Annotated in this window: 21 protein-coding genes; 15 read left to right on the top strand and 6 right to left on the bottom strand. The window is 33.6% G+C overall.

Translation table 11 applies throughout. The annotated features are described in order from the left end of the window. Window positions 1-112: 112 nt before the first annotated feature. Entirely contained in the window at window positions 113-664 is a 552-nt protein-coding gene (def, locus tag AC1RRU_RS09865; protein WP_011276137.1) for a peptide deformylase, read from the bottom strand. Window positions 665-794: 130 nt separating this feature from the next. Here def and AC1RRU_RS09860 point away from each other — a divergent pair, with 130 nt between their 5' ends. The 13 genes from AC1RRU_RS09860 to AC1RRU_RS09800 all read left to right on the top strand — a co-directional run bounded on the left by AC1RRU_RS09860 (window position 795) and on the right by AC1RRU_RS09800 (window position 13,454). Further along, complete coding sequence (locus AC1RRU_RS09860) at window positions 795-1,418, top strand: YkyA family protein (RefSeq protein WP_011276136.1); 624 nt, start codon at window positions 795-797, stop codon at window positions 1,416-1,418. Window positions 1,419-1,590: 172 nt separating this feature from the next. Beyond that, on the top strand, window positions 1,591-2,703 hold the full coding sequence (gene pdhA / locus AC1RRU_RS09855) for a pyruvate dehydrogenase (acetyl-transferring) E1 component subunit alpha (RefSeq protein WP_011276135.1): 1,113 nt from the start codon (window positions 1,591-1,593) through the stop codon (window positions 2,701-2,703). A 3-nt stretch (window positions 2,704-2,706) separates the two neighbouring features. Beyond that, window positions 2,707-3,684, top strand: coding sequence for an alpha-ketoacid dehydrogenase subunit beta (locus AC1RRU_RS09850; RefSeq protein ID WP_011276134.1), 978 nt, complete (start codon window positions 2,707-2,709; stop codon window positions 3,682-3,684). A gap of 201 nt (window positions 3,685-3,885) precedes the next feature. Beyond that, on the top strand, window positions 3,886-5,187 hold the full coding sequence (locus AC1RRU_RS09845; RefSeq protein WP_016930737.1) for a dihydrolipoamide acetyltransferase family protein: 1,302 nt from the start codon (window positions 3,886-3,888) through the stop codon (window positions 5,185-5,187). Between the two features lie 3 nt (window positions 5,188-5,190). Continuing rightward, entirely contained in the window at window positions 5,191-6,597 is a 1,407-nt protein-coding gene (gene lpdA, locus AC1RRU_RS09840; protein ID WP_016930736.1) for a dihydrolipoyl dehydrogenase, read from the top strand. Between the two features lie 184 nt (window positions 6,598-6,781). After that, complete coding sequence (locus AC1RRU_RS09835; RefSeq protein WP_016930735.1) at window positions 6,782-7,054, top strand: UPF0223 family protein; 273 nt, start codon at window positions 6,782-6,784, stop codon at window positions 7,052-7,054. 174 nt (window positions 7,055-7,228) lie between these two features. Continuing rightward, on the top strand, window positions 7,229-7,768 hold the full coding sequence (locus AC1RRU_RS09830) for a helix-turn-helix domain-containing protein (RefSeq protein ID WP_016930734.1): 540 nt from the start codon (window positions 7,229-7,231) through the stop codon (window positions 7,766-7,768). 15 nt (window positions 7,769-7,783) lie between these two features. Further along, window positions 7,784-8,878, top strand: coding sequence for an ABC transporter ATP-binding protein (locus AC1RRU_RS09825; RefSeq protein WP_016930733.1), 1,095 nt, complete (start codon window positions 7,784-7,786; stop codon window positions 8,876-8,878). Next, window positions 8,871-9,674 carry an ABC transporter permease gene (locus AC1RRU_RS09820; RefSeq protein WP_016930732.1) on the top strand — a complete coding sequence of 268 codons (804 nt, stop codon included), beginning with the start codon at window positions 8,871-8,873 and terminating at the stop codon, window positions 9,672-9,674. The genes AC1RRU_RS09825 and AC1RRU_RS09820 overlap by 8 nt, the downstream gene beginning before the upstream one ends. Before the next feature lie 5 nt (window positions 9,675-9,679). Beyond that, on the top strand, window positions 9,680-10,492 hold the full coding sequence (locus AC1RRU_RS09815) for an ABC transporter permease (protein ID WP_016930731.1): 813 nt from the start codon (window positions 9,680-9,682) through the stop codon (window positions 10,490-10,492). Continuing rightward, a complete protein-coding gene (locus tag AC1RRU_RS09810; RefSeq protein WP_493196582.1) occupies window positions 10,489-11,562 on the top strand; it encodes an ABC transporter substrate-binding protein in 1,074 nt (357 codons plus the stop codon). The genes AC1RRU_RS09815 and AC1RRU_RS09810 overlap by 4 nt, the downstream gene beginning before the upstream one ends. Window positions 11,563-11,634: 72 nt before the next feature. After that, complete coding sequence (gene auxB, locus AC1RRU_RS09805; protein ID WP_016930729.1) at window positions 11,635-12,843, top strand: lipoteichoic acid stability factor AuxB; 1,209 nt, start codon at window positions 11,635-11,637, stop codon at window positions 12,841-12,843. Window positions 12,844-12,968: 125 nt separating this feature from the next. Next, window positions 12,969-13,454 carry a DUF4064 domain-containing protein gene (locus AC1RRU_RS09800; protein ID WP_016930728.1) on the top strand — a complete coding sequence of 162 codons (486 nt, stop codon included), beginning with the start codon at window positions 12,969-12,971 and terminating at the stop codon, window positions 13,452-13,454. Between the two features lie 221 nt (window positions 13,455-13,675). Here AC1RRU_RS09800 and AC1RRU_RS09795 read toward each other — a convergent pair whose 3' ends face one another. Together AC1RRU_RS09795 and AC1RRU_RS09790 are read right to left on the bottom strand one after the other, a co-directional pair. Further along, window positions 13,676-15,016: an Nramp family divalent metal transporter gene (locus AC1RRU_RS09795; protein ID WP_016930727.1), complete on the bottom strand. Its 1,341-nt coding sequence runs from the start codon at window positions 15,014-15,016 to the stop codon at window positions 13,676-13,678. Window positions 15,017-15,337: 321 nt separating this feature from the next. Continuing rightward, window positions 15,338-15,949 carry a YktB family protein gene (locus AC1RRU_RS09790; protein ID WP_016930726.1) on the bottom strand — a complete coding sequence of 204 codons (612 nt, stop codon included), beginning with the start codon at window positions 15,947-15,949 and terminating at the stop codon, window positions 15,338-15,340. 177 nt (window positions 15,950-16,126) lie between these two features. Between AC1RRU_RS09790 and AC1RRU_RS09785 the strand changes: the two genes are divergently transcribed. After that, the gene (locus tag AC1RRU_RS09785; RefSeq protein WP_016930725.1) at window positions 16,127-16,942 is read left to right on the top strand and encodes an inositol monophosphatase family protein; all 816 of its coding nucleotides are present in this window, start codon (window positions 16,127-16,129) and stop codon (window positions 16,940-16,942) included. A gap of 71 nt (window positions 16,943-17,013) precedes the next feature. On the opposite strand, the gene AC1RRU_RS09780 is transcribed toward AC1RRU_RS09785, so the two are convergent. Then, the gene (locus AC1RRU_RS09780) at window positions 17,014-17,205 is read right to left on the bottom strand and encodes a DUF5325 family protein (RefSeq protein WP_011276120.1); all 192 of its coding nucleotides are present in this window, start codon (window positions 17,203-17,205) and stop codon (window positions 17,014-17,016) included. Window positions 17,206-17,302: 97 nt separating this feature from the next. On the opposite strand from AC1RRU_RS09780, the gene typA reads away from it, so the two are divergent. Continuing rightward, window positions 17,303-19,147 carry a translational GTPase TypA gene (typA, locus tag AC1RRU_RS09775; RefSeq protein WP_016930724.1) on the top strand — a complete coding sequence of 615 codons (1,845 nt, stop codon included), beginning with the start codon at window positions 17,303-17,305 and terminating at the stop codon, window positions 19,145-19,147. A gap of 248 nt (window positions 19,148-19,395) precedes the next feature. Here the strand turns inward: typA and AC1RRU_RS09770 are convergent, their stop codons facing one another. Together AC1RRU_RS09770 and AC1RRU_RS09765 are read right to left on the bottom strand one after the other, a co-directional pair. Next, window positions 19,396-19,587: a YlaI family protein gene (locus AC1RRU_RS09770; RefSeq protein WP_016930723.1), complete on the bottom strand. Its 192-nt coding sequence runs from the start codon at window positions 19,585-19,587 to the stop codon at window positions 19,396-19,398. 1 nt (window position 19,588) lies between these two features. Continuing rightward, window positions 19,589-20,074 carry a hypothetical protein gene (locus AC1RRU_RS09765; RefSeq protein ID WP_016930722.1) on the bottom strand — a complete coding sequence of 162 codons (486 nt, stop codon included), beginning with the start codon at window positions 20,072-20,074 and terminating at the stop codon, window positions 19,589-19,591. Window positions 20,075-20,161: the final 87 nt, after the last annotated feature.

The following is a 20,161-nucleotide window of genomic DNA, read 5'->3' as shown; positions in this document are numbered from 1 at the left end:
TTAAAATAATTAAAAGGAATAAATTCAATTTAACAACCATAATACAAATAAAAAAAACTCAAACTAGTTTCATCGTTGAAAGTAGTTTGAGCAAAATAAAATTGTTAAAAAGTTATACTTCAACAGAATCAGGTAATGGAGTTAATGGATTATCTTGATCTATATAATCATAGAACATAACACCATTTAAATGATCAATCTCATGTTGGAATATAATTGCTGGGTAACCTTTTAATCTCAATTTAACTTCGTTACCATCAATGTCTAACGCTTTAATAGTTACTCTGAAATGTCTATGAACTAAACCAGGGATATTTTCATCCACACTTAAGCAACCTTCTCCAGTAGGTAAATAAGCACGTTGAACACTGTGACTCATAATTTTAGGATTAACTAGCATATAGTCATAAGCTTTTCCATTTCCATCATCAGGTAAATAGACAGCAATCATTCGTTTTGAAACATTAATTTGTGGGGCGGCTAGACCTACACCAGAACGTAAACCATATTTTTTTGCAATGTCATCATCTTGACTATTAATTAAAAATTGACGCATTTCTTTTAATGTATTTTTATCTTCATCAGAAAGAGGCAAACTTACGTCTTCAGCTTTAGCACGTAACGTTGGATGACCATCTCTTATAATATCTTTCATTGTTAACATGTCATACACCTTCCTTACAATAAAATATAACAGAAAAATGAATAATAAGTACATTATCTTATTTCATTTGATTTATAAAGTATAATTCTATATTATTACAGTCGAATGACTACTAGGAGGTTTACACTCAATGAAACTACGTAAAACAGTTGCGATAGTAGCAGCATCAACTATTTTATTAGCAGGCTGTACAACAGATAAAAAAGAAGTTAAAGCTTATAATGAAAATATTCAAAAAGCTTTTGATAAAGAGCAATCAATTAATAGCATTAGCAAAAAATTAAACTCACTTGAGGAAAAGAAGCAAGGTTTATATAAAAAAGCTAATAGTGATAATGAGGATACTCGTAAGAAAGCTGCTGATGATATTCTTGAGAATATCAAACAGAGACAAGAAACATTCGATAAAGAAGTATCAACTCTAAATGATTCTGAAAAACAGTTTAAAAAAGGCAAGTCACATATTGATGAAATTAAAAGTGATGATAAGAAAAAAGAAGTTAAACAATTAGACGATGCTGTAAAAAATAAATATAAAGTACATGATGAATATGCAAGTGCGTATAAAAATGTATTGGAAAAAGAAAAAGACTTGTTCGAACTTATTAAACAAGATGGTGTAACTCAATCACAAGTTGATGAAAAAAATGATGCATTGAATAAAGCTCAGAAGAATTTCCAAAATAAATTTAAAGATTATTCAAAAGCTATGAATACAGTGAATAAAGAAAAACAAGATGTTGATAATCTTTAGCAATATAAGCATTAGTACAGATTAGTTGATTGGAATGATACAGTTGTAAAAAACTGTATCTTTTTTAGTAATACAGAACTTTACTAAAATATTTAACAGTATAAATAAATTGTGGTACACTATGAGAGGATAAAATGAATTTCTATTATATGGGAAAGGTATGGTGAATTGAATGGCTCCTAAGTTACAAGCCCAATTCGATGCAGTAAAAGTATTAAATGATACTCAGTCGAAATTTGAAATGGTTCAAATTTTGGATGTAGATGGTAATGTCGTAAATGAAGACTTAGTACCTGATTTAACTGATGAACAACTAGTAGAATTAATGGAAAGAATGGTATGGACACGTATTCTTGACCAACGTTCTATTTCATTAAACAGACAAGGACGTTTAGGTTTCTATGCGCCTACAGCTGGACAAGAAGCTTCTCAATTAGCTTCACAATATGCTTTAGAAAAAGAGGACTTCATCTTACCTGGTTACCGTGATGTGCCACAAATCATTTGGCATGGTTTACCATTAACTGAAGCTTTCTTATTCTCAAGAGGACACTTCAAAGGAAATCAATTCCCTGAAGGTGTTAATGCATTCAGTCCACAAATCATTATCGGTGCTCAATACATTCAAACTGCTGGTGTAGCATTCGGTATTAAAAAACGTGGTAAAAAAGCAGTTGCTATCACATACACTGGTGACGGCGGTTCTTCACAAGGTGACTTCTATGAAGGTATCAACTTTGCTTCTGCTTATAAAGCGCCAGCAATTTTTGTTATCCAAAACAATAACTATGCTATTTCTACACCACGTAGTAAACAAACAGCAGCAACTTCATTAGCTCAAAAAGCTATTGCAGTAGGTATCCCAGGTATCCAAGTTGATGGTATGGATGCATTAGCTGTATATCAAGCTACTAAAGAAGCTCGCGATCGTGCTATTAATGGTGAAGGTCCAACATTAATTGAAACTATGACTTACCGTTATGGTCCACATACAATGGCTGGAGATGACCCAACTCGTTATAGAACTTCAGATGAAGATGCAGATTGGGAGAAAAAAGACCCATTAGTTCGTTTCAGAAAATTCCTTGAAAACAAAGGATTATGGAACGAAGAAAAAGAAAATGAAGTTATTGAACGTGCTAAAGACGACATCAAGAAAGCTATCAAAGAGGCTGATAATACTCCAAAACAAACAGTTATTGACTTAATGGATATCATGTACGAAGATATGCCTCAAAACTTAGCTGAACAATATGAAATTTACAAAGAGAAGGAGTCGAAATAAGCCATGGCACAAATGACAATGGTTCAAGCGATTAATAATGCGCTTAAAACTGAATTGCAAAATGACGAAAACGTATTAGTTTTCGGTGAAGACGTTGGTGTTAACGGCGGTGTATTCCGTGTAACTGAAGGTTTACAAAAAGAATTCGGTGAAGACCGTGTATTCGATACACCATTAGCTGAATCAGGTATCGGTGGTTTAGCTCTTGGTTTAACTGTTGAAGGTTTCCGTCCTGTAATGGAAATCCAATTCCTTGGTTTCGTATTTGAAGTATTTGACGAAGTTGCTGGTCAAATTGCTCGTACACGTTTCCGTTCAGGTGGTTCAAAAGTAGCACCTGTTACAATCCGTGCGCCATTCGGTGGTGGTGTTCATACTCCTGAACTTCACGCTGATAACTTAGAAGGTATTTTAGCTCAATCACCTGGTATTAAAGTAGTTATTCCTTCAGGTCCATATGATGCTAAAGGTTTATTACTTTCATCAATCAGATCTAATGACCCAGTTGTATATTTAGAACATATGAAATTATATCGTTCATTCCGTGAAGAAGTTCCTGAAGAAGAATATACAATTGACATCGGTAAAGCTAATGTGAAAAAAGAAGGTAACGACATCACATTAATCGCTTACGGTGCAATGGTTCAAGAATCTGAAAAAGCTGCTGAAGAATTAGAAAAAGAAGGTTACTCAGTTGAAGTTATTGACTTACGTACTGTACAACCTATCGATATCGATACTTTAGTTGCATCAGTTGAAAAAACTGGCCGTGCTGTAGTAGTTCAAGAAGCTCAACGTCAAGCTGGTGTTGGTGCTACTGTAGCTGCTGAATTAGCTGAACGTGCTATTCTTTCATTAGAAGCACCAATCGCTCGTGTGGCTGCTGCTGATACAGTATATCCATTTACACAAGCTGAAAATGTTTGGTTACCAAACAAAAACGACATCATTGAAAAAGCTAAAGCAACTTTAGAATTTTAATATTTTAGCTTATCAATTAGCTAGCAATCAGACTTATAGGAAGTAAGTAACATGTTTACTTTTTACTCTATGTGTGAATAAGTAAGTGTAAACTAGAGGCGTAGGGCAAAGTAATTTGATGTATTGGTTCAAATTATTCTGTCCTTGCTCTATGTTATAAATTTATTAAATGATGAATAAGAAATCTAGGAGGACAAGAACGTGGCATTTGAATTTAGATTACCCGACATTGGTGAAGGTATCCACGAAGGTGAAATTGTAAAATGGTTTGTTAAAGCCGGAGATACAATTGAAGAAGATGATGTATTAGCAGAGGTTCAAAATGACAAATCTGTAGTTGAAATCCCATCTCCTGTTAGCGGTACTGTTGAAGAAGTTGTAGTTGACGAAGGTACTGTAGCAGTAGTAGGTGATGTTATTGTTAAAATCGACGCACCTGATGCAGAAGATATGCAATTTAAAGGTGGTCATGATGACGATGCTTCAACAGAAGAAGCACCAGCTCAAGAAGAAGCTAAAACAGAAGAAGCACCAGCAGCATCAGCTTCACAAGATGAAGAAGTAGATGAAAATAGACAAATCAAAGCTATGCCATCTGTTCGTAAATATGCTCGTGAAAAAGGCGTTAACATCAAAGCAGTAGCTGGTTCAGGTAAAAATGGTCGTATTACTAAAGAAGATATCGACAACCACTTAAATGGTGGCGGTGCGCAAGCAGCAACAGCTTCAAACGAAAGTGCAGCTGCTTCAACATCAGAAGATACTTCTGCAGTTCAAACACAATCTGTACCTGAAGGTGACTTCCCTGAAACTACAGAAAAAATCCCAGCAATGCGTAGAGCAATTGCGAAAGCAATGGTTAACTCTAAACACACTGCTCCTCACGTAACATTAATGGATGAAATTGATGTTCAAGATTTATGGGATCACCGTAAAAAATTCAAAGAAGTTGCAGCTGAACAAGGTATTAAATTAACTTTCTTACCATATGTTGTTAAAGCATTAGTTTCTGCACTTAAAAAATACCCAGCACTTAACACTTCATTCAACGAAGAAGCTGGCGAAATCGTACACAAACACTATTGGAACATTGGTATTGCTGCTGACACTGAAAGAGGTTTATTAGTACCTGTAGTTAAAAATGCAGACCGTAAATCAATCTTCCAAATTTCAGATGAAATCAACGAATTAGCTGTTAAAGCACGTGATGGTAAATTAACATCTGACGAAATGAAAGGTGCTACATGCACAATCAGTAATATCGGTTCAGCTGGTGGACAATGGTTCACTCCAGTTATCAACCACCCAGAAGTAGCTATCTTAGGTATTGGCCGTATTGCTCAAAAACCTATCGTTAAAGACGGTGAAATCGTAGCAGCTCCAGTATTAGCTTTATCATTAAGCTTTGACCACAGACAAATTGATGGTGCAACTGGACAAAACGCTATGAATCACATTAAACGCTTATTAAATAATCCAGAATTATTATTAATGGAGGGGTAAAACATGGTAGTTGGAGATTTCCCAATTGAAACAGATACTATTGTAATCGGAGCAGGTCCTGGTGGATACGTTGCAGCAATTCGTGCAGCACAATTAGGACAAAAAGTTACTATCGTTGAGAAAGGTAACTTAGGTGGTGTATGCTTAAACGTTGGTTGTATTCCTTCTAAAGCATTATTACACGCTTCACACCGCTTTGTAGAAGCACAACACTCTGAAAACTTAGGTGTTATCGCTGAAAGCGTATCACTTAAATTTGACAAAGTTCAAGAATTCAAAAAATCAGTTGTTAACAAATTAACTGGTGGTGTTGAAGGCTTATTAAAAGGTAATAAAGTTGAAATCGTTAAAGGTGAAGCATATTTCGTTGATAATAATAGCTTACGTGTTATGGACGAAAAAAGTGCTCAAACTTATAACTTCAAACACGCTATTATCGCAACAGGTTCTAGACCAATCGAAATTCCTAACTTTGAATTCGGTAAACGTGTTATCGATTCAACAGGTGCTTTAAACTTACAAGAAGTTCCAGGTAAATTAGTCGTTGTCGGCGGTGGTTACATTGGTTCAGAACTTGGTACTGCATTTGCTAACTTCGGTTCAGACGTTACTATTTTAGAAGGCGCTAAAGAAATTCTTGGCGGATTCGAAAAACAAATGGTTCAACCAGTTAAAAAAGGCATGAAAGCTAAAGGCGTTGAAATCATTACTGAAGCAATGGCTAAAAATGCTGAAGAAACTGAAAATGGCGTTAAAGTTACTTATGAAGCTAAAGGTGAAGAAAAAACTATCGAAGCTGATTATGTATTAGTAACTGTTGGTCGTCGTCCAAACACAGACGAATTAGGTTTAGAAGAATTAGGCCTTAAATTCGCTGATCGTGGATTATTAGAAGTAGACAAACAAAGCCGTACTTCTATCGACAATATTTATGCAATTGGTGATATCGTTCCTGGTTTACCACTTGCTCATAAAGCAAGTTATGAAGCTAAAGTAGCTGCTGAAGCTATTTCTGGCCAAGCATCAGAAGTAGACTACATCGGTATGCCAGCTGTATGTTTCACTGAGCCAGAATTAGCTCAAGTTGGTTACACTGAAGCACAAGCTAAAGAAGAAGGTTTAGACTATAAAGCTTCTAAATTCCCTTATGCTGGTAATGGCCGTGCATTATCATTAGATGATACTACTGGTTTCGTTAAACTTATCACATTAAAAGAAGACGGTACTGTTATCGGTGCACAAATTGCTGGTAACGGCGCTTCAGACATTATCTCTGAATTAGGTTTAGCTATTGAAGCTGGTATGAATGCTGAAGATATCGCATTAACTGTACACGCTCACCCAACATTAGGTGAAATGTCTATGGAAGCTGCTGAAAAAGCAATTGGATTACCAATCCACACTATGTAATAATTAATGATTAGTCGAATAGACTAATTTCATAAATTGAATAACTGTTTTATAGTTATTTAACAGTCAACAGGGGTGCAACTCAAGTTCATATTTGAACTTGGTTTCACCCCTTTTTTAATATTATCTAGCTGTAATGGGTATAAGATGAATAACGGCTAAAATAATAAAAAGGAGGGTTTAGATGGAGTATCAATATCCGCTAGATTTAGATTGGACTAACGAAGAAATGGTCGATGTGATTGCCTTTTTCAATAAAATTGAAAGCTATTATGAAAAATCGGTCAATGGTCAAGACTTAATGCAGCATTATAAACGTTTTAAAGAAATCGTTCCTGGTAAAGCAGAGGAAAAGCAATTATTTAAAGAATTTGAAGAAAAGAGTAGTTATAACAGCTACAAAGTCATACAAGAAGTGAAAAATAATCCTGATCAAACGTCGTTTAGCGCTAATTAACTTAGCATTGTTCTATGTGAACTATCAAAACTTATAAAGTCTATTAGATTAATTTATATTTAATTTCAAAAAACTATTGAAGTCAAAGCTATATTTTGATACTTTTATTAAGCATTAAACAAAATGTTTAATATTAGTAAACAAGGTATAGCTTTTTTTTTAAGGTGATTAACAATGCAAATTGGCAATAAATTACGTAATTTAAGACGTATAAAGAATTTAACACAAGAAGAGTTAGCAGAACGTACAGATTTGTCCAAAGGATACATCTCTCAAATTGAAAGTCAGCATGCTTCTCCTAGCATGGAAACCTTTTTAAATATTCTAGAGGTGTTAGGTACATCTCCAAGTGATTTTTTTAAAGAAAAATCAAAAGAAAAAGTGCTTTATACGAGAGATGAGCGCACAGTTTATGATGAATATGATAGAGGATATGTTCTTAATTGGTTGGTAATGAAATCAAATGAATTTGAAATGGAACCGCTCATATTATCATTGAAACCAGGTGCATCCTATAAACATTTCGATCCATCTGAATCAGACACATTTATATATTGTTTAAAAGGATGTGTAACGCTGACTTTAGGAAAGTCACGATACCAGGCTAATGAAGAGGATGTTTTATACTTTAGGGCTGATGAAATTCATCAATTACATAATGAAACATCAGAAGAAATAGAAATTTTGATTGTTGCGACAGCATCATATTTATAAGGGAGGAGAATAGTAATGGAGCCATTGTTATCATTTAAAGGTGTGACAAAAGGTTTTGACGATGTAACAATATTGAACAAAATGGATTTAGAGATAGAATCAGGTCATTTCTACACATTACTAGGTCCTTCAGGTTGCGGGAAAACAACGATATTGAAGCTCATAGCTGGATTTGAACAACCAGATGATGGAGATATTATCTATTTAAATAAATCAATAGGTGATTTGCCTGCGAATAAGAGAAAGGTAAATACCGTTTTCCAAGATTATGCTTTATTTCCACATTTAAATGTTTACGATAATATAGCTTTTGGATTAAAGTTAAAAAAACATTCTAAAAAAGATATCGATAAAAAAGTAAAAGATGCATTAAGACTTGTGAAGTTATCAGGATATGAACAACGTAACATCAATGAAATGAGTGGCGGTCAGAAACAGCGTGTGGCAATTGCAAGAGCCATTGTCAACGAACCTGAAATATTATTGTTGGATGAATCATTATCCGCTTTAGATTTAAAATTAAGAACAGAGATGCAATATGAATTACGTGAACTACAAAAACGCCTAGGAATAACATTCATATTTGTAACGCACGATCAAGAAGAGGCGTTGGCTTTAAGTGATTATATCTTTGTTATGAAAGATGGTAAAATCCAACAATTTGGTACACCAACAGATATTTATGATGAGCCGGTCAACCGTTTTGTTGCTGATTTTATAGGTGAATCTAATATCGTTGAAGGTAAAATGGTAGAGGATTTTGTAGTGAATATCTATGGTCAAGATTTTGAATGTGTAGACGCAGGCATACCCTCTGGGAAGAAAGTAGAAGTTGTCATCAGACCTGAGGATATTTCATTAATAGCATCGGACAAAGGGTTATTCAAAGCCACTGTAGACTCAATGTTATTCAGAGGCGTACATTATGAAATTTGCTGTATTGATCGAAAAGGGTATGAGTGGGTAATACAAACAACTAAAAAAGCTGAAGTCGGCAGCGAAGTTGGACTTTATTTTGACCCGGAAGCAATTCATATCATGGTTCCTGGTGAAACAGAAGAAGAGTTTGATAAACGTATTGAAAGTTACGAGGCGTTAGACAATGCGTAATATTAATAAAGTGCTCATCATTCCATATTTATTATGGATGCTATTATTCATTATCATACCAGTTATTTTACTCGTATATTTCTCATTTACCGATCTAAATGGTCATTTTAGTTTTACCAATTATGAACAAATATTATCATTGAAATATTTAAAGATGATGTGGGATTCAATTTTTTATGCAGCGCTTATTACAATAATTACTTTGTTAATTAGTTATCCGGCTGCTTACTTTATTCGTGCATCAAAAAATCAAAATATGTGGTTACTCATTTTAATTATTCCTACGTGGATAAACCTTTTACTAAAAACATATGCGTTTATTGGCATATTAAGTCATGAAGGTTTGATTAATAAATTTCTTAATTTTATTCATTTACCGGCAGCTAATCTTTTATTTACGCCAGGCGCATTTTTATTAGTAGCAAGTTATATTTATATACCATTTATGATTCTACCGATATTTAATAGTATGAAAGCAATTCCTAATAATTTGTTACAAGCTTCAAGTGATTTGGGAGCTAGTCCTTTTACAACTTTTAGAAAAGTAATCGTACCTTTGACTAAAGAAGGTGTCATGACAGGCATTCAAGTAACCTTTATTCCAGCATTATCATTATTCATGATTACACGATTGATTGCGGGTAATAAAGTAATTAATATTGGTACATCAATTGAAGAACAATTTCTAGTGATTCAAAATTATGGTATGGGTTCTACAATTGCTATTTTCTTAATTGTATTTATGGCGTTTATTTTAATTATTACTAAATCAAAATCAACGGACGAAAGAAGGTGAATTAAATGAAGTGGTATGGAAAATTATATATTGGCATTCTATTAGTTATATTATATGTTCCGATATTTTTCCTTATGTTTTATTCATTTAATTCAGCGGGAAATATGATTCATTTTGAACATTTCACTTTAGAGCATTATCAAAGTCTGTTTCAAAATGACCGTTTAATGTCTGTTATTTTTAATACAATAGCGGTTGCACTATTAGCGGCAGCAATTTCTACTATTATAGGAACATTTGGTGCTATTTCGTTATATTACTTAAGAAATAAAAAATTCAAAGTAACTTTGTTAACACTTAATAATGTACTAATGGTTTCCTCAGATGTAGTGATAGGCGCTTCATTTTTAATTATGTTTACAGCAGTTGGACATATAACTGGCTTAGGTTTAGGCTTTGGAACAGTACTTGCATCTCATATTGCATTCTGTATTCCAATTGTTGTTATCGTAGTGTTACCACAGCTTTATGAAATGAATAACAATATATTGAATGCTGCACGCGATTTAGGCGCATCAGAATCACAAATACTTGGACGTGTATTGATTCCAAACTTAATGCCTTCCATTATTGGTGGTTTTTTTATGGCTTTAACGTATTCATTAGATGATTTTACAGTAAGTTTCTTCGTGACTGGTAACGGATTTAGTGTACTGTCTGTCGAAGTCTATGCTATGGCACGTAAAGGAATTAGTATGGAAATTAATGCCATTTCAACAATTTTATTCGCTGCTATTGTATTAGGAATTGTTGGTTATTATGCAATACAACGTTCAGTGAAAAAACGACATTTAGCTAAGCGAGGTGTACAACAGTGAAGCAATTTTTACAACTTATATTGGGTGCCATTGTTGTCGGTTTAATTTGCTTAGGTATTAGTCACTGGTTTAAATCGCAGGATAATACGAGTACTGGTGAAAAGATTTATGTATATAATTGGGGCGAATATATTGACCCAGATTTAATTAAACAATTTGAGAAAGAAACGGGCATTCAAGTTGTATATGAAACGTTTGATTCGAACGAAGCGATGGAAGCTAAAATTCGAAATGGTGGAACGCATTATGATGTGGCTTTTCCAAGTGAATATACCTTTCAAAAATTGAAACGTGAAAATTTACTAGAACCACTTGACCATAGTAAGGTTCCCAATATTAAAAATTTAGATCCTAATTATATGAATATGCCATATGATAGAAATAATAAATATTCACTACCTTATTTCTTTGGAACAGTGGGTATTTTATATAATAAACAAGCCTATCCAAATGAAGACTTTAGTAGCTGGCGTACTTTATACCAACCCAAATATAAAAATGATGTCCTATTAGTGGATGGTGCACGTGAAATTATGGGATTAGCTTTAAATAAATTAGGCTATAGTTTAAATGATACTAATCCCAATCATTTAAAAGAAGCTGAGAAGGACTTACATCATCTGGCACCTCAAGTTCGTGGTGTTGTTGGAGACGAGGTTACAATGATGCTTGAACAAAATGAAGGGAATATCGCAGTCGTTTGGAGTGGTGTTGCAGCCCCACTAGTGCAAAATAGTGACAAATATAATTATGTGATTCCGAAAGAGGGGTCTAATCTATGGTTTGATAACATGGTTATTCCTAAGACAGCGCAAAACAAAGAAGGTGCTTATAAATTTATGAATTTCCTTCTTGACGCTAAAAATAACAAACAGAACACAGAGTGGGTAGGATACGCTACACCAAATAAAGCTGCACGTCAGTTATTACCTAAAGAAGTAAGAGATGATCATCGTTTCTATCCAACGCAAAAAGAGCAATCGCGATTAGAAGTTTATAAAGATTTAGGTCCTAAAACATTAGGAGAATATAACGAAAGTTTCTTAAACTTTAAAATGTCTTTAAAATAGACTATAAATAGTAGTTATTTTATAATGAATTAGATATAATTATTTGATAAGTTATATAAGGAGTTGTAATACATGTCAGGAGAACGTTACACGCAAATCAAACGGCCTGTGAGTCGTCTGACTGAAAAACTTTTAGGTTGGTTTAGTTGGATTTTCTTACTTATATTGACGGTTATTACAATGTTTATTGCACTCGTGTCATTTAGTAATGATACATCAATTCAAAATCTTGAAAACTCAATGAATAATAATGAACTAATTCAGCAGATTTTAACAAACAATAGTTTAAATACCACACAATTTGTGATTTGGTTACAAAATGGTGTATGGGCAATTATTGTTTATTTCATAGTATGTTTGCTTATTTCATTTTTAGCATTAATATCTATGAATATGAGAATACTTTCTGGATTCTTATTCTTAATTGCCTCAATTATTACATTGCCATTGGTATTATTATTCGTGACATTAATTATTCCTATTTTCTTCTTTATCATTGCAATCATGATGTTTGCACGGAAGAGTAAGGTTGAAACAGTACCTATGTACGGTCCATCACAAGGCTATGAACCGCATTACTATCCTAGAGATGAATATAATGATTATGATGATCGTTATTATGGATCAAATAGAAATATTAATGACGACTATGGTTACGATAATCATAACCAGTATGACGATTATGAACAAGACGATGTGGAACCACCACATAAAACTAAAAAATCAGACCGTCGTACACGTCGTAAAAAACCATATTACAATGATGATATCGATAATAATTATCGAGATAACAACTTTGATGACACAACACATCGTAATGATGCTGAGCAAGATTTAGCAACTGACACTGAGGAAGATAAATATAATCAATATCCAAAACGTGCAATCACTGATGAGTACCACACAGATGCTAATGAGAATGAAGCAACTGGCGTACTTTCTAGACAGGCTAAATACAATCAGAAATCGAATAAACAATCTCAGTACGATAACAACATTGATGAAGATTCAAATGATTTTGCTGAAAATGTGGTTGATTCAGAGCCGAAAATTGATAAAAAAGAAGAAAAAGCACAACGTAAAAGAGAAAAGGCTGAACTTAAAGCCAAGAAAAAAGAAAAACGTAAAGCTTATAATCAACGTATGAAAGAGCGTCGCAAAAATCAACCAAGTGCAGTTAGTCAACGACGTATGAATTATGAAGAGCGTAAACAAATATTGAATAAAGATGATATTGAATCAGATAAAGAATTAAATAACAGCGAAGATAATAAAGATTGATATCTCCTTAAAGCGGTTAAGTCATTTATGGCTTAACCGCTTTGTATAAATTATTAAGTTAGTCGCAAATAAATTATAATTTTAGTATGATTTAACTAAATACTTCAATATTGGAGGTGTAGTGTGTGAATAGAAAGGTAGAATTAATTCTTGGCTGGATTGCTTGTGGTTTAAGTATGATGTATTTGATTATGTCATTAATATCATATTTTACGGTAAGACAAAATAGTAATACGGAACAATACCAGCAAATGTTAAAACAAGTTGGTAATCAGGATGTGAAGGTTACGCCTGAAATGATAAACTTTGCAATGACTTTTTCTATGGGAACACTTATTTTCTCAACTCTTTTAGGCATTATTGGAATGTCTATCATTAAAGGACGACCTATATTAGCTGGTTCGCTACTTATTGTTGCAGCGTTAGTAGGTATATTCAATATGAGTTTAATTGCAGGCGTGCTATGGATTGTTGTAGCAATAATGCTATTTGTTAAAAAGGATCCAAATCAACCTAACAAAAAGCCAAAATCAGTCAAGCCATCAATGGATGACTGGCAATCTGAAAGGGCTTATAATGATCGTAAAAAAGATGATCCCTATATTTATTAAAATATAGAGTGAAAATAGATGTGCATAGGAAATATGCCTAGTTAAATAGAGGCTGGGACAAAAATAATATAATGAAGCTATTTAGCAAATTCGCAGTAGCTGACTGAACTGAGAAGGCGCTTAATTCAAGCTTCTCTCAGTTCTAGTCATCCTTGCGGGGGTGGGACAACGAATTTAAAAAGAATTCTGTCCCACTCCCTTATTCATTTTGCCGTTTAATTTTATAATTCTTTAAATGTTTCTATAATCAGATAAATATTAAGGAAGCTTAGTATAATGATTAAACTCCAAGCACATATATTTACCCATTTTTTATTTTGAAATGGTCCCATTAATGTTTTATTACTAGTGGCTAATTGTAACGGTATTAATGAGAAGGGTAATGCAATACTTAAGAAGACTTGAGAAAATACGAGCAATTGTTCCATTTTAGATTCGTTACCCCGAAAAATAATAAGACATACTAAAACAGGGATGACGGCTAAACTTCTTGTGATTAGTCGTCTCATCCAATTTGGAATGGATAATTTTAAGAAACCTTCCATCACTATTTGACCTGCAAGTGTACCAGTGATAGTTGAATTTTGACCAGAAGCTAACAATGCTACTGCGAATAAAGTGCTCATAATACTCCCCATCACAACACCTAAGACAGGTTGCGTTCTTAATGCGTGATATAAATCATAAAAGCCACCTAAATTATTCGAATTGACACCATAAAATAGGGCGGCGCCAAGAACGAGTAATAAACAGTTTACAATAAATGCGATACTTAATTGTATATTAGAATCAATCGTCGCGTATTTAATCGCTTGGGCTTTATCAGTAAGGCTGTGACGATTATATTTTCGTGATTGCACGATTGATGAATGCAAATATAAATTATGAGGCATAATCGTAGCGCCAATAATACCTAATGCAATATACAGAATATTATGATCAGTAATAATTTGATGATGAGGAATAAAGCCATTAAGTATTTCAATTGTATTCGGTGATGAGATGAAGACTTCAAATACAAAAATCATAAGTACAGTAAAAATTAATGTACCGACGATTGCTTCAATCTTACGAAAACCGAACTTCATTATAAAAAGTAACAAAAATACATCCAAAACTGTAATCAATGCGCCGATGATTAAAGGTATATCAAAAAGTAAATCTAAAGCGATAGCACTTCCAATTACTTCGGCAATATCAGTCGCAATGATTGCAAGCTCAGCGATAATCCAAAATATAATTGCAGTCGGTTTATTTAAATAATGACGTGTCATTTGTGCTAAATCTTTATCAGTTGCGATACCTAAGCGAACAGTCATACTTTGCAATAACATTGCTGACAAACTTGAAATCAAAATGATAAATAGTAAGGTATAACCAAATTGTGCGCCACCTTGCATTGATGTAATCCAATTTCCTGGATCCATATAGCCTACTGCTACAAGTAAGCCTGGACCTAGAAATGCTAAAAATTTTTGACTCGTACGTTGTGTACCATTAAATTCGATTGTGCTATTAATTTCATCTAAACTACGTTGTTCATTGTTGTCTTTTATACCCATGATAAAACTCCTCCAAACTATATGTTTTATAATAATACAACTTTATTTTTAGGTCAACCTAATAAATTTAAAGTAAAAAATTAAGGGAGTGGGTTAGAACGCTTATCACATTCGTCTTCCCACTCCCTAGTTACTTCGATTATTAAATTGCTTCATATAATGTTTTTTAGTTTCCGCCAGTACGGATGATGTATGTTGAGAAGAGCAATTATTTAAGCATCTTCTCAATTCAGTCAGCTACTGCGCCTGTACTACCTAGTTCACTTATTACATACGCTGATATCATAATGACAACAATTAAAATAGCGTTAAACTTTGAGTTTATTCATAGAATTTTAAAAATTCATCAAACGTTTCTTTTACGAAAGCTAAAAATGCCTTATCCGATTTTAATTCAGCATCATTAGGAGAGAGTGTACGTGCAACAAAAAATTCTCCCTTTTTAACATGTTTCACACGATCAATCGCTTGGTGTAATTCATCATCACTTAAATCTTTAATGTATGATTTTTCAGGTTTCATATGATCTAAACTTACTTGATAATCTTCAGGTAAATGTTTAAGCGTATCAAAGTGTTTATCAAATACTTTCACACGTTCAGCTTTATCTTTACCTTCATGCATAACGCCAAACATTAAAAATAAATGGTCTTTAAATAAACCAATTTGGAAATGAGGTAGCATTTTATATCCACGTTTATTAGGAGCAAAAGCAACCCACGTATCTACAGGTGGGTTTACACTTCTACGTGCATGTTTTGCAACATGAGCATAAAAAGTTTCTCCAGTTTGAGAGGTGAAATATTCACTAAAATAATCTCCTAATTGATGAAGTTGTGGGCGTACGTACTCATTTAATGCTTCCATTCGAGCATCTAAGCCTTCAACTTCAAACGCTTTGAAATCTTTAGGTTTAAATGTATATTGCGTCATTAGCGTTGCTCCTTTTCAGAAAATAATTTACCGTTATTGTAGCACAGAATGACTGAATCTATCCAAATGCTGAATTGAGATTATTTGCGTTTAAACTCATTATAATAAGGTATACAAAGATGTATAGATTATATTGACTAAAATTCTGTATAATAGGAAACAACAGGAGATGATGATATGTCACTATACGAATTTGCTCAAGGTTTGATATTAGAAGCGGGTAATAAAGTAAGATTTATGATGAAAGAAGAATTGAGTATTGAAACGAAGTCAAACCCAAATGATCTAGTTACGAATGTGGATAAAGCAACTGAGAATTATATTTATGATGCCATACTAAGAAATTATCCTGATCATCGTGTAATTGGTGAAGAAGGACATGGTCATAATATGGAAGACGTCAAAGGTGTAGTATGGGTTGTCGATCCAATTGACGGAACGCTCAATTTTGTTCACCAGCAAGAAGGCTTTGCGATATCAATAGGTATTTATCGTGATGGTAAGCCATATGCTGGATTAGTCTATGACGTGATGAAAGATGTCCTCTATCATGCGAAAGTGGGCGAAGGCGCATTTGAGAATAAACATGAATTAAAACCATTAAATGATACGCATTTAAAGCAAAGCTTAATAGGTATTAATCCCAATTGGATTACCAAACCTAAAATGGGGCCAATCTTTTCAGAAATTGTAAATCAAGCAAGAAGTTGTAGAGCATTTGGAAGTGCAGCTTTAGAAATTATAAGTGTTGCTAAGGGACAATTGGCTGCATATATTACACCGCGATTGCAACCATGGGATTTTGCAGGTGGTTTGATTATTTTAAATGAAGTTGGTGGAATTGGAAGTAATTTAATGGGGGAACCACTCACTATTGAAAGTGCTAATTCTATTTTAGTTGGAAATAAAGCAACGCATAATGAGATTCTAGAAAATTATTTAAATCCTCATAATGAAGTATTAACAGAGTTACATCAACGTTTTAGAAAATAAAAAATGTCTCGGTCAGTCAACTTTGAAAGGTGAATTTCTTCCAAATTTTACTACCGAGACATTTTTCTATATTAAAGCCAGTTATTTTCACGATATTTCTTTTTAAGCGTGAAACCAGCGCCAAAAGTTGCAATGAAAAGTATAAATGTTAAAATCATCATTGGAATACTACCAGCTCCAACGCTGAAACTAAAAAGCACTAAAAATATTACTGCTATAATAGATAGCACCCAAAATATACCTTTAGACTTAGGTTTTTCCATCCCATACCCCACCTTTTTGTTATCTTTTACTAATAATATGATATAATAAAAAAGTTGTAATTAAAAGTGGGAGTTTACTCGAGAAAGGAATAATAAAATGACTAATAGAAGAGAAGATGTACGTAATATTGCAATCATTGCGCACGTTGACCATGGTAAAACTACTTTAGTAGATGAATTACTAAAACAATCTGGAATTTTCAGAGAGAACGAACATGTTGACGAAAGAGCAATGGACTCTAATGACTTAGAAAGAGAACGTGGTATTACAATTCTTGCTAAAAATACTGCTATTGACTATAAAGGTACAAGAATTAACATCTTAGACACACCTGGACATGCTGACTTTGGTGGCGAAGTTGAACGTATTATGAAAATGGTTGACGGTGTTGTACTTGTTGTAGATGCTTACGAGGGAACAATGCCTCAAACACGTTTCGTACTAAAAAAAGCATTAGAACAAGATTTAAAACCCGTTGTAGTAGTAAATAAAATTGACAAACCATCAGCTAGACCTGAAGGGGTAGTAGATGAAGTTTTAGATTTATTTATCGAATTAGAAGCGAATGATGAACAATTAGACTTCCCAGTAGTATATGCATCAGCTGTCAATGGTACTGCTAGTCTTGATTCAGAGAAACAAGATGAAAACATGCAGTCTTTATATGAAACAATTATTGATTATGTACCTGCACCAATCGACAATCATGATGAACCGTTACAATTCCAAGTCGCATTATTGGATTATAATGACTACGTAGGACGTATTGGTATCGGACGTGTATTCAGAGGTAAAATGCGCGTAGGTGACAACGTATCGCTTATTAAATTAGATGGTACTGTTAAGAATTTCCGTGTAACTAAAATCTTTGGTTACTTTGGCTTGAAACGTGAAGAAATCGAAGAAGCACAAGCGGGTGATTTAATTGCCGTTTCAGGAATGGAAGATATTAACGTCGGAGAAACAGTGACACCAACTGATCATCAAGAAGCATTACCTGTGTTACGTATTGATGAACCAACACTTGAAATGACATTCAAAGTAAATAATTCACCATTTGCTGGCCGTGAAGGTGACTATGTTACTGCACGTCAAATCCAAGAACGTTTAGATCAACAACTTGAAACAGACGTTTCATTAAAAGTAACACCAACTGACTCTCCAGATACATGGGTAGTTGCAGGACGTGGTGAATTACATTTATCTATCTTAATTGAGAATATGAGACGTGAAGGATTTGAACTTCAAGTATCTAAACCACAAGTTATTTTACGTGAAATTGATGGTGTTCTAAGTGAACCATTTGAACGCGTTCAATGTGAAGTACCTTCTGAAAATGCAGGATCAGTCATTGAATCTCTAGGTGCACGTAAAGGTGAAATGTTAGATATGTCAACAACTGATAATGGGTTAACACGACTTATCTTTATGGTACCAGCACGTGGTATGATTGGTTATACAACTGAATTTATGTCTATGACACGTGGATATGGTATTATTAACCATACTTTCGAAGAATTTAGACCTCGTGTTAAAGCACAAATTGGTGGTCGTCGTAATGGTGCATTAATTTCTATGGACCAAGGCCAAGCCACAGCATATGCGATCATCAACTTAGAAGATCGTGGTGTAAACTTCATGGAACCAGGTACTGAAGTATATGAAGGTATGATTGTTGGTGAACATAACCGTGAAAATGATTTAACAGTAAACATTACTAAAGCAAAACATCAAACAAACGTACGTTCAGCTACTAAAGACCAAACACAAACAATGAACCGTCCAAGAATTCTTACACTTGAAGAAGCGTTAGAATATATTAATGATGATGAATTAGTTGAAGTAACGCCTCAAAGTATTCGTCTAAGAAAGAAAATTTTAAATAAATCATTACGTGAAAAAGAAGCTAAACGTGTGAAACAAATGATGCAAGAAGAATAAGCATCGTTGAAATCTAAAGTATAATTTAGAGTACTTTATGCAAAAACCAGTAAATGTGTGCTAAGCATCATTTACTGTTTTTTTAGTTTGTGTATTTTACAGGATGACTAGAACTGAGAAAAGCTTGATTTAAGCGCCTTCTCAGTTCAGTCAGCTACTGCGAATTTGCTAAGTAGCATGATTATATTATTTATGTCCCAGACTGATTTGTTTTGAGAAATAAAAGTTTTTTAATCAATTATAGATAATTACAATCCATCATTTGGATTAAAGTTTACTGTGTGGTGTGTATTCAGACGTTGCTTTGGTCTATCTAGGCGACTTTTACAATCATCACACATAAATGTTCTGATTGGATTATTGCGAAGTCGTTTGGCTTCAACCGTATGTTCATCAATTAAAACCTTCGTATCACAAATTATACATTGTACTTCACGCAAATTAGATCACCTCTATATGCGTAACATATTTAAATTCATACGTGTAATCTTTCTCATCTGGGTTATAAACAAAGCTATCTACAGCGTTATCATCATACATTCGTTTACCGTCTTTCGCAAATTGGAAGAACAGATAAGGTAACAAGTCAATTGGCACTTCAATGGCATCATTTTCATTAAATAATTTAATTGCAGTCGCATTGTCTTGTGGTTCTGCATTTTTGAAGAAAGGTGTCATATTGATAGCGAAAGAATCTTCTAATACAGAACGTTTACGATATTTTATCTCTGAATTTAAAGTTGGCGGATTCGTTTGTCCTTCAAGAATGGCTCTGTTCCATTCACGATTATCTTCAAATTTAATAGGTTTCGTTCCTTCAAACACACCGCTTTCAATATCTTCGATCTTTACTTTTCTATCATCGAATATCCAAGTTGTACTATCTAAAGTGATAGGGAACTTGACTAAGCCTTTGATTTGAATCATTTTTTGCCCACTCCCTAATTTCGTTCTAGTCATTATTTTATCACAATTAAATTCATGTATTCACTGAATAAACTTGCTTTTTAAAAA

Source organism: Staphylococcus sp. GW821-FHT11H10, from assembly GCF_058807855.1.
Note: the sequence above shows the minus strand (reverse complement) of the source record. Positions and strands in the feature narration are given on the sequence as shown.

Coding starts and splice junctions, on each gene's coding strand:
- def (WP_011276137.1), bottom strand. CDS start 664: ATGTTAACAATGAAAGATATTATAAGAGATGGTCATCCAACGTTACGT.
- AC1RRU_RS09860 (WP_011276136.1), top strand. CDS start 795: ATGAAACTACGTAAAACAGTTGCGATAGTAGCAGCATCAACTATTTTA.
- pdhA (WP_011276135.1), top strand. CDS start 1,591: ATGGCTCCTAAGTTACAAGCCCAATTCGATGCAGTAAAAGTATTAAAT.
- AC1RRU_RS09850 (WP_011276134.1), top strand. CDS start 2,707: ATGGCACAAATGACAATGGTTCAAGCGATTAATAATGCGCTTAAAACT.
- lpdA (WP_016930736.1), top strand. CDS start 5,191: ATGGTAGTTGGAGATTTCCCAATTGAAACAGATACTATTGTAATCGGA.
- AC1RRU_RS09835 (WP_016930735.1), top strand. CDS start 6,782: ATGGAGTATCAATATCCGCTAGATTTAGATTGGACTAACGAAGAAATG.
- AC1RRU_RS09830 (WP_016930734.1), top strand. CDS start 7,229: ATGCAAATTGGCAATAAATTACGTAATTTAAGACGTATAAAGAATTTA.
- AC1RRU_RS09825 (WP_016930733.1), top strand. CDS start 7,784: ATGGAGCCATTGTTATCATTTAAAGGTGTGACAAAAGGTTTTGACGAT.
- AC1RRU_RS09820 (WP_016930732.1), top strand. CDS start 8,871: ATGCGTAATATTAATAAAGTGCTCATCATTCCATATTTATTATGGATG.
- AC1RRU_RS09815 (WP_016930731.1), top strand. CDS start 9,680: ATGAAGTGGTATGGAAAATTATATATTGGCATTCTATTAGTTATATTA.
- auxB (WP_016930729.1), top strand. CDS start 11,635: ATGTCAGGAGAACGTTACACGCAAATCAAACGGCCTGTGAGTCGTCTG.
- AC1RRU_RS09795 (WP_016930727.1), bottom strand. CDS start 15,016: ATGGGTATAAAAGACAACAATGAACAACGTAGTTTAGATGAAATTAAT.
- AC1RRU_RS09790 (WP_016930726.1), bottom strand. CDS start 15,949: ATGACGCAATATACATTTAAACCTAAAGATTTCAAAGCGTTTGAAGTT.
- AC1RRU_RS09785 (WP_016930725.1), top strand. CDS start 16,127: ATGTCACTATACGAATTTGCTCAAGGTTTGATATTAGAAGCGGGTAAT.
- AC1RRU_RS09780 (WP_011276120.1), bottom strand. CDS start 17,205: ATGGAAAAACCTAAGTCTAAAGGTATATTTTGGGTGCTATCTATTATA.
- typA (WP_016930724.1), top strand. CDS start 17,303: ATGACTAATAGAAGAGAAGATGTACGTAATATTGCAATCATTGCGCAC.
- AC1RRU_RS09765 (WP_016930722.1), bottom strand. CDS start 20,074: ATGATTCAAATCAAAGGCTTAGTCAAGTTCCCTATCACTTTAGATAGT.